Source organism: Corynebacterium sp. 122RC1 (genome assembly GCF_024580955.1).
In the GTDB taxonomy this organism is placed as follows: Bacteria; Actinomycetota; Actinomycetes; order Mycobacteriales; family Mycobacteriaceae; genus Corynebacterium; species Corynebacterium kozikiae.
In genome coordinates, this window is the sequence record NZ_JANIKD010000009.1 from 84,461 (window position 1) to 93,239 (window position 8,779).

The following is an 8,779-nucleotide window of genomic DNA, read 5'->3' on the forward strand; positions in this document are numbered from 1 at the left end:
GGGTACATGCCACACAATTCCGGAAACGGTACCTCACCGCAGGTGCGCGGCCAGTTAGTGGACTCCCAAGGCCGCTGCCAGCACTATCATTCACAGCTTGATGTGGTGGCAAACAAGTGCGTCACCTGCGGTCAGTGGTGGGCGTGCCACAAGTGCCACGAAGAGGCCCAAGGCCACCGATTTGGGCCCATGCCCACCAATCAACTGGGCGCGATGTGCTGCGCCTGCGGCGAGGTGATGACCTACCCCCAATACGCCGCACAGCCGCACTGCCCCTCCTGCCAGCATCCCTTTAACCCCGGCTGCCACCTGCACGCGCCGATCTACTGGCAGTTGGGGTGAGCGCTGGGCGCGTCGGCACGCTCCTTGGATCTAGAGGGAGAGCTGACCGCTTGCCAGGCCCCACACCGACGCCACCGAACCAGCGGCTACCAGAGCAACCACACACCATTCGAAGGCATTGAACACCCGTTCGCGCTGGGCGAGGCGAGTCCACACGTAGGGCAGCAGACCTGGTAGCACGGCGAGGGCACCGAAGAGGATGTATTTGGGGTCGGCGGCGTACAACAGCCACAGGGAGTACACGAACGCCAGCAGGCCAACAGCACCGTGGCGCATGTTGCTTTGGCGTGGCACCTGCGGGCCGGAGTCATTGAAGCGGCTGCCAGCGTGCGGATGGGTGATGCCCCGGCCGCGGGTGGCCAACAGCACCAGGTAGAGCGCGGAGAAGGTGTATGGCAGCAGGTACATCACGGTGGCAAGCTGCACCATGGAAACGTAAGTGGTTTCGTTGAGGAAGAACACCACCACCCACAATTGAATCACCACGGTGGAGATGAGCTGTGCCACCCACGGGGCGCCGTTGGCATTGATGCGCCCTGCCACCTGCGGCAACAGCCGGTCCGCGGCCATCATGGCGATCGGCTCCGCGCACAACATCTGCCAAGACACATAGGCCCCCAGCACGCTCAAGCACAGGCCAATGGAGACCAACGCCGCACCCCACGGCCCCACCACGGCCTCCAGGACGGCGGCCATGGAGTTGTCCGGTAGCGCGGCCAGCTCCGCCTGGGTGAGCACGCCAAAGCTCAGGGAGGAAACCGTCACCAACAGCACCAATACGGTGAGGAACCCGATCACCGTGGCGCGACCGATGTCCGCGCGGGTCTTCGCCTGCTTGGAGTACACGCTCGCACCTTCCACGCCGATGAACACCCACACCGTGAACAGCATGATGCCCTGCACCTGGTCAAACACGCTCACCGAGCTTGCCTCGCCCCAGAAATCCAAGGTGAAACGATCCCAACTAAAGCCCAGGAACGCAACCAACACCACAAAGCACAGGATCGGCAGGAGCTTGGCGATGGTTGTCACCGCGTTCATCACCGCCGCCTGCTTGATTCCGCGGGTCAGCCCGGCGAACACCAGCCAAGTAAGCGCCGAAACAGCGATCGCCTGGGTGAGCCTGTGGTCTTGGTCGAACCACGGAATGTAGTGGCCGATAGTGCTAAAGAACAAGGTGGCGTAGCCCACCTGCGCGATCACCGAGCCGAGCCAGTAGCCCCAGCCTGAGGCAAAGCCAATGAAATCTCCCAGCCCGGCGCGCACGTAGGAGTACACGCCCGCGTCCAGGTAGGGCTTGCGCTGCGCCAGAATGTGAAACACGAACGCTACGCTGAGCATGCCCACGCCGGCGATCGCCCAGCCGATGAGCATAGCGCCGGGTGCTGCCACCGATGCGATGTTTTGCGGCAGCGAGAAAATGCCCGCGCCGATGGTGGAGCCAATGATAATGCCCACCAGCGTCCACATGGGGACGGTATGCGCTTTGGGCTGGGAGTTTTGTTCTGACACGAGGAAACATCGTATCGGATCAACCAGGTGAGCAAAACGGGCTCTGGGGCGAGCTCTGGTGCGGGTTCGGGGGCGAGCTCTGGAGGTGCATGGATGCGTGCTGGTTCTGCGGGTGCCGAACCTGGTTGCCACGGCGGCTAGGATGGCACCATGACCGTTTTGCTCCTCGATTCCCGCTGGCCCTCCATGGTGCCCTTTGACCTGCTTGGATCCCTGCAAGGAACCTGCACGTTCACCGATGAAGTGCCTGTGGGGGTTCGATGGAATCTCCCGGATCATATCGCCGCCGGCCCGGACACCATCTTGGTGAGTACCAATGCGTGGGACCCGCAGGTGCACCAGGCGATCACCCGCGGTGATGAGGTGCTTGAGGTCCCTTCGCGTACCGACGCCACCGGCACGGCCGTTGCCCTGATGCGGCAGGCGCTGCGCCGAGGCGAGTGGGAACAATCCCAAACGCACGCCTCCTTAGTGCCCTATCTGCTGGAGGAATCGCAGGAATTCGTGGAGGCCGTGCGCGATGGTTTGGGCGATGAGGCCATTCGTGATGAACTCGGCGACCTGCTCCTGCAGGTGCTCTTCCACGCTGAAATTGCCGACCGCCGTGGCGCCTTTGACTTTTCCGGCGTGGCCCAAGCATTTGTGGATAAGATGGCAGCTCGGCAGCCGTACCTCTTTGACGGCAGCACAGGAATCGTGAGCATTGAGGAACAAGAAGAACTCTGGCAAAAAGGGAAAAAGGCCTAACCGGAAAGGAACTTTGTGGGGCGGAAAGCGGCAGGTTGTGGCCTAGGAGTGATCCTGGCGGTGGTGCTGGTGATCTCCTTTGTGGGCTGGGCTCTTTCTTTTTTGGGTGGCCAAGCCCCGATCCGTCAAATGCAACCAGTGCCTGTGGATATGCCCCCGGCGCGCGGTGCTGCCGTGCCGGCCATCGACGTTCACGCCCCCGGCCGCACCTCAGACAAACTCACGTTCTGGGCTGACCCGTTGGCCGCGGAAATCGGAGTGAGCTCGGCGGCAATCAGGGCGTACGGGAACGCAGAACTCATTGCCCAAGATGCTTGGCCCACCTGCAACCTCTCCTGGAACACCCTGGCTGGCTTGGGGTACGTGGAAACCCGCCACGGGACGTACTCCGGCAGCTTATTCAATTCCCGGCAAATCGACGAAAACGGCTACGTTCTTCCCCCAATCCTCGGCCCGGCCCTCGACGGCTCGCCGGGGTTCGCGGAAATCAGGGATACCGACGGCGGCCGCCTGGACACGGACACCGAATACGACCGCGCGGTTGGCCCCATGCAGTTCATTCCCACTTCCTGGGAGCGTTTTGGCCTGGACGCCAACGGTGATGGGGTAGCAGACCCCAACCAGATCGACGATGCCGCCCTTTCCGCCGCAAACCTCCTGTGCCAAGGACGGGACCTCTCCGTACCCGAGCAGTGGCAGGAAGCGATCTTGAGCTACAACCGCTCAAACCAATATGTGATTAACGTGCGCAACGCAGCGGCCTCCTATGCGCTAGGGCAGCCAGCTTCTTAGGGTTGTTTGCGGCTCAAGTGCGGCCGATCGTCCGGTGATTGTGAAAAACCACACTGATTCTGCGGTGCCGGATTTCCGATTTGTTGGCATAATTGAATGGGTACGCGCCAATCGGGCAACCGATGTGGTTTTTAGCCACATTCTTGGAAACACTCTGGTTTTGTCACGGTTGTTTCCCCAGCGGAGCGTGAACTATTCCTAGGCAGGCACACTGCTTGCCTTCCACACAGTCAAGAGGAGACGAACAGTGGCTGACATTTTGCACGTTTTTGCACGCGAGATCATGGACTCCCGCGGTAACCCAACCGTTGAGGCGGAGGTGTTCCTCGACGACGGTGCTCACGGTGCAGCAGGCGTGCCTTCCGGTGCCTCTACCGGTGTGCACGAGGCACACGAGCTCCGCGATGGTGGCGACCGCTACCTGGGCAAGGGTGTGCTGAAGGCAGTGGAGAACGTCAACGAAGAGATCGCTGACGCACTCGCCGGCTTCGAGGCCGATGACCAGCGCCTGATTGACAAGACCATGATCGAGCTCGATGGCACCGAGAACAAGTCCCGCCTGGGTGCAAATGCCATCCTCGGTGTGTCTATGGCCGTTGCTAAGGCTGCTGCTGAGTCCGCTGGCCTGCCCCTGTACCGCTACGTTGGTGGCCCAAATGCCCACATCCTGCCAGTGCCAATGATGAACATCGTCAACGGTGGCGCACACGCTGACTCCGGTGTGGACGTTCAGGAATTCATGATCGCCCCAATCGGTGCAGAGTCCTTCGCTGAGGCACTGCGCATCGGCGCAGAGGTGTACCACTCCCTGAAGTCCGTGATTAAGTCCAAGGGCCTGTCCACCGGCCTGGGTGACGAGGGTGGCTTCGCTCCTTCCGTTGAGTCCACCAAGGCTGCACTGGACCTCATCGTCGAGGCTATCCAGAAGGCTGGCTTCACCCCAGGCAAGGACGTTGCTCTGGCGCTCGACGTTGCTTCCTCCGAGTTCTACAAGGACGGCAAGTACCACTTCGAGGGCGGCGAGCACACCGCTGAGGAGATGGCACAGGTGTACGCCAACCTCATCGAGGAGTACCCAATCGTCTCCATCGAGGATCCACTGCAGGAAGATGACTGGGAGGGTTACACCGCTCTGACCGCCGCTATTGGTGACAAGGTTCAGATTGTCGGCGACGATTTCTTTGTTACTAACCCAGCTCGCCTCAAGGAAGGCATTGAGAAGAAGGCTGCAAACGCCTTGCTGGTGAAGGTAAACCAGATCGGTACCCTCACCGAGACCTTCGACGCCGTGGACCTTGCACACCGCAACGGCTACCGCACCATGATGTCCCACCGTTCCGGTGAGACCGAGGACACCACCATTGCTGACCTCGCAGTGGCCCTTGGCTGTGGCCAAATCAAGACCGGTGCTCCAGCTCGCTCCGAGCGCGTTGCGAAGTACAACCAGCTTCTGCGCATTGAGCAGGAGCTTGGCGACGCTGCCGTCTACGCTGGTCGCTCCGCGTTCCCACGCTTCAACGGCTAGAGCCATGAAGCTCAAGCCCAGCGAGGCTTGGGGCTGAAAGCGTGCGCTGATATCTCATGGTGTCAGCGCACGCTTTTGTGACTATTGAGGTTATGATTAATTCGTTATGGTGTTTTCAAAACGACGCGCAGTTCCGGTGGTGAACCGGAACTCAAAGCGCAGCAAGCCACAAGCGAAGGTGCGGCCGCGCGTCCGGCTGAATAGCCGCGGGGTGGTAGCACTTGCTGTTGTAGTGGTGGTCGTTTTGTTGGTAATCCTGCTGCCGCTGCGCATCTACATGCAGCAGCGCGCCGAAATTGTGCGAGTGACCGCACAGATCCAGGCCAATGAGGCGGAAAAGCAACGCCTGCTTACAGAAATTGAGAAGTACAACAACCCGGCTTATGTGCAGGAGCAAGCCCGAGCTCGCCTGGGTGTGATTGAGCCTGGGGAATTGGCGTTTCGCGTAATTGATCCATCCCTCCAAGCGCGCGGTACGGAGTTGCAAGACACCACGGAGAATCTACCCGGCGAAAGCCCTTGGTTTGAGCAGCTTTGGGATTCCGTGACCATCCCGGAGCCAGTTGTCCCGGAGGCCACGCCGGAAATGCAGATGCCACTTGCGCCAGTGGAGGAACCGCCGGCGTCGGAGTGAGTGAATGTGAGCTTTTGCCCGCTGCATGAGACAATGGGCGCCATGAGTGCCAGTGAACAAGACCTCGCCGTGATTGCAACACAGCTTGGCCGCGAGCCCCGCGGCGTGCTGGAAGTTTCCTACCACAGCCCCGATGGGGTTCCAGGAGTGGTGAAAACCGCTCCACGTTTGGATGACGGCACCCCTTTCCCAACGCTGTACTACCTCACGGATCCACGGCTTACTGCGGAGGCATCCCGCCTTGAAGTGGCCCACGTGATGAAGTGGATGACGCAGCGCCTGGAGGAAGACGCAGAGCTGGCGGCAGACTACCGTGCGGCACACGAGCACTACCTCGAAGTTCGCAACAAGATCGAAGACCTGGGGACTGACTTTTCCGGTGGCGGCATGCCCGACCGAGTAAAATGCCTCCACGTGTTGATCGCATACGCCCTGGCTGAAGGGCCCGATCACTTCCGCTTAGGTACGGAGGCCGTGGCCCTAGCCGCGGAGCACGCCGGCTTGCGCGGGACCGCGATTCCGCAGGATTGGCCAACGCTGGAGTCTTTGGGTATTTCCCTGGACCAGTTCGATTTCACCCACGCCTAGACCGCAAGGCAAACCCAGCGGATTTGAAAGCACAGAAAGCGAGAGAGAATGCCTCGTCTTGCAGCGATTGACTGCGGCACAAATTCGATTCGTCTGCTCATTGCCGACGTCACCGACGGCACCACCACGGAAGTCCTGCGCACAATGAAAATCGTGAGGCTGGGCCAGGGCGTGGATGCAACCGGTGAACTTGCCCCCGAAGCTCTGGAACGCACCCAGCAGGCGTTGGAAGAGTACGTGGAGATCATGAAGCGCGAGCACGTCACCGACCTACGAATGGTGGCAACTTCGGCAACACGCGACGCCTCCAACCGCGATGCATTCTTCGGAATGGCAGCCAAGCTACTTGGTGACGTCGTTCCCGGCTCCCAGGCGGAGGTGATTACTGGTGAGGAAGAAGCAGCGCTGAGTTTCCAGGGGGCAGTGGCCGACCTTCCAGCAGATCAAGGGCCTTTCTGCGTGATCGACCTAGGCGGCGGGTCCACCGAGTTTGTGGTGGGTGATGCCGAGGGAACCATCGCCGGCGCCTTCTCAGCGCAGATGGGTTGCGTGCGCGTGACGGAGCGGATCATGCGCTCGGATCCACCCACCGAGACTGAGGTGGAAATCGCCGCCGACCTGGTGAAGGATCAGATCTCCACTGCTACAACGCTTGTACCGATCAGCGAGGCTCGCACGTTTGTGGGCTGCGCAGGAACATTCACGACGATCGCAGCGCTCGCACTGGGTCTGGAGGCTTACGATCCGCAGGAGATCCACGGCGCTCGGCTGAGGTTGGAAGGGCTCCGCCCAATCCTGGAGCAGCTCATCACGTCTGACGCCGCCACCCGGCGCCAGCAGCCAGTGATTCATGAGGGGCGCGCTGATGTGATCGCCGGTGGGGCAGTGGTGGTTTCCGGAATTCTGGACATGATGGAAGACCTCGCGGGTGCCACCGAGCTGGTGATCTCTGAAAAGGACATTCTGGACGGCATCATCGCGTCTATCGCAACGCGATAGGGGATTCCGCTGGCGGTTTTCCCAGTGAGTGAAAGCGAAGTAGACTAAGCGGGTGCTAGCGGAGCCACGGCGCGCTAGTACTGGGCCCCCATAGCCCAATTGGCAGAGGCAGTCGACTTAAAATCGATTCAGTGCGGGTTCGAGTCCCGCTGGGGGCACCATTAGGACTACCTTTGTGATACAAATGCACGAAGGTAGTCCTTTTTCGTTTTCAGTGTCTCACCCTACAACGAAGCTCTGAAAGTACTGGTCAGAGCAGATTTTTAGACTTTTGTGTTGAGTGTGGTGTCGCTGGTGACGCGGGTTCGACACCCACTGGGTCTAGTCGTGATTCAGGCAGCAAAAAGGCCACCGCCCTGTGATGGGAATGGTGGCCTGAATTGTTAGTGGTTGGCTGGTCTTCAGGGATAACTTGTCGCACCGCCTGCACAACCTACGCTTGGCGTAGTCGCCCCTAATGCTAGTTGGGAAAGCTATGCACGCTGTGTTGGAAACGGTATTGCTGAACCGGCAGATGTTCTGCTGCGTAACCTCGAGGAAACAGTTGCCAAATTACCGATCCAGCAAACTCTCGCTAATTTGAGTGCTCACATGCTAGCTACCTGAACTTAAGTAGCGCTTGCAGAAACTAAAAACGTGCCGCGTTGTCCGAGAGGGTGCCGCGGCGCCTTCGTGGGTGAGGCCAGAAATATATAGCGGCGTCATTTGTGTTGAGAGTATCATGTTATACGAGGTGTTAACCCCACAATGAGGCTCTGGGAGTGTCGGGTGAAAGCAAAATATATGTTCGAAGAGTTTTTGAGGATCGCCGTAGCACTTAATGGAGTTGGCATCACTCCCACCCTAATGGGGTCCCTCGGTCTGGAGCAGGTGACTAAAGCAGAATGGGATCCGAAGGATATCGATATTCATGTACCCGGTGATCCGCGTGGTTGGGAAGCTCCAGATGAAGAGAGAATCTTTGCCGCCCAGCAAATCGAGCAAGTCATGACCGTTTTGGGGTATGAGCTTGTCGACCTACATGAGTTCGAGTTCCGGCGCGATGGGTTGTCAGTGGAATTCGGTGTGATTGACACGTTGCAGGAATTCGCTGGCGTTGAGGTAGGAGATCTAGAACTAAGGTCTAAAAATGGAGTGGAATTCTACCTTCCAGACCGACACCAGTTCTTGGCAATCTACCGGGCGTCATCTCAAGACGGCTATCGAAATGAACATAATAACTCTAAGGATTTCAAGAAAATTGAGTATCTGGAGGATTCGCTAAGGGCCGGATGACCTTCGTGACGCGATCAGAGTTGCTGTGGGGCAATTCGAGTATTGACCTTTGACCGTTTGAGCAGGCCCATCGCTTAGATTTTCCACGCTCCGCCGTCATCATCGAACTGCGAATGTGAAGCTTCCTGGCGTGACTCGTGAGGAACACGAGGGGAATCAAACGTCTTACATCCGAGAGAGGTGGCCTGCATCGATCCGTGTGAATAGGCCATCCGGCCCTCCCATTAATGGTCAGGATGGCTCTGTTGCAAAAATCGTGAAGCTTGAGCATGCTTGGCGGAGATTGGACGGACGGAACGATGACGGATTTCAAGTGGCGCCATTTCCAGGGTGATGTGATCCTGTGGGCGGTGCGCTGGTATTGT

The 8,779-nt window shown here is 59.1% G+C and carries 9 protein-coding genes and 1 tRNA gene; 9 read left to right on the plus strand and 1 reads right to left on the minus strand.

What is annotated here, in order from left to right:
- Window positions 1-6: 6 nt before the first annotated feature.
- Complete coding sequence (locus tag NQ050_RS06150; RefSeq protein WP_257038415.1) at window positions 7-342, plus strand: CHY zinc finger protein; 336 nt, start codon at window positions 7-9, stop codon at window positions 340-342.
- A gap of 30 nt (window positions 343-372) precedes the next feature.
- Here NQ050_RS06150 and NQ050_RS06155 read toward each other — a convergent pair whose 3' ends face one another.
- Window positions 373-1,854 (minus strand): amino acid permease, encoded by a 1,482-nt coding sequence (locus NQ050_RS06155; protein WP_257038416.1) that lies wholly within the window; start codon window positions 1,852-1,854, stop codon window positions 373-375.
- A 150-nt stretch (window positions 1,855-2,004) separates the two neighbouring features.
- On the opposite strand from NQ050_RS06155, the gene NQ050_RS06160 reads away from it, so the two are divergent.
- The 8 genes from NQ050_RS06160 (at window position 2,005) to NQ050_RS06195 (ending at window position 8,414) form a co-directional block, all read left to right on the plus strand.
- Window positions 2,005-2,601: a MazG nucleotide pyrophosphohydrolase domain-containing protein gene (locus NQ050_RS06160; RefSeq protein WP_257038417.1), complete on the plus strand. Its 597-nt coding sequence runs from the start codon at window positions 2,005-2,007 to the stop codon at window positions 2,599-2,601.
- Between the two features lie 15 nt (window positions 2,602-2,616).
- Entirely contained in the window at window positions 2,617-3,393 is a 777-nt protein-coding gene (locus NQ050_RS06165) for a lytic murein transglycosylase (RefSeq protein WP_257038418.1), read from the plus strand.
- Between the two features lie 247 nt (window positions 3,394-3,640).
- Complete coding sequence (gene eno / locus NQ050_RS06170) at window positions 3,641-4,918, plus strand: phosphopyruvate hydratase (protein WP_257038420.1); 1,278 nt, start codon at window positions 3,641-3,643, stop codon at window positions 4,916-4,918.
- Window positions 4,919-5,024: 106 nt separating this feature from the next.
- Complete coding sequence (locus NQ050_RS06175) at window positions 5,025-5,552, plus strand: septum formation initiator family protein (RefSeq protein WP_257038421.1); 528 nt, start codon at window positions 5,025-5,027, stop codon at window positions 5,550-5,552.
- Window positions 5,553-5,594: 42 nt separating this feature from the next.
- The gene (locus tag NQ050_RS06180; protein WP_257038422.1) at window positions 5,595-6,140 is read left to right on the plus strand and encodes a DUF501 domain-containing protein; all 546 of its coding nucleotides are present in this window, start codon (window positions 5,595-5,597) and stop codon (window positions 6,138-6,140) included.
- Window positions 6,141-6,188: 48 nt separating this feature from the next.
- Complete coding sequence (locus NQ050_RS06185) at window positions 6,189-7,139, plus strand: Ppx/GppA phosphatase family protein (RefSeq protein WP_257038423.1); 951 nt, start codon at window positions 6,189-6,191, stop codon at window positions 7,137-7,139.
- Window positions 7,140-7,223: 84 nt separating this feature from the next.
- Window positions 7,224-7,300 (plus strand) — tRNA-Leu (locus NQ050_RS06190).
- 607 nt (window positions 7,301-7,907) lie between these two features.
- The gene (locus NQ050_RS06195) at window positions 7,908-8,414 is read left to right on the plus strand and encodes a hypothetical protein (RefSeq protein WP_257038424.1); all 507 of its coding nucleotides are present in this window, start codon (window positions 7,908-7,910) and stop codon (window positions 8,412-8,414) included.
- Window positions 8,415-8,779: the final 365 nt, after the last annotated feature.